1 protein-coding gene is annotated in these 367 nt (G+C 52.0%); it reads right to left on the bottom strand.

The annotated features are described in order from the left end of the window. Positions 1-367, bottom strand: a 367-nt coding sequence (locus CWC16_RS20035; protein WP_212747480.1) for a hypothetical protein, incomplete at both ends; no start/stop codon positions are given.

Here is a 367-nt window from a genome sequence, read left to right as displayed (position 1 = left end):
CTGATTTCCAGGCTGTGCTGAGCTTTGGCGTAATCTCTGGCGAACCGGGTCAGCAAGGCCTGGCAGCGCTCGTCTTCCCAGAGAATCTGGGTCATGGCCCTTGCTTGGCTGAAGTCTTCCGAGCTGATTTTCTTCGGATCAAAACCCAGTACATCGACAATCTCTTTATACTCAGCCTCTCGCCAGTGCGCATTGAACTCTTTGTACCAATCAATGACTGAGTCGTGAGCTTGGGTCTTCAGATAAGCTTCATACATCCGCCCCCGCTGTTTAACCTTACTGACGACATCGTGGACTTCTCCCAGCCAGGTTAACAGGGAGTTGCCTGCCCGCTTTAATCCTTGTCCAAATTGGTGAGCATGGGCCT

The sequence above is a fragment of the Pseudoalteromonas sp. S3776 genome, from assembly GCF_005886915.1.
GTDB lineage: Bacteria > Pseudomonadota > Gammaproteobacteria > Enterobacterales > Alteromonadaceae > Pseudoalteromonas.
Note: the sequence above shows the minus strand (reverse complement) of the source record. Positions and strands in the feature narration are given on the sequence as shown.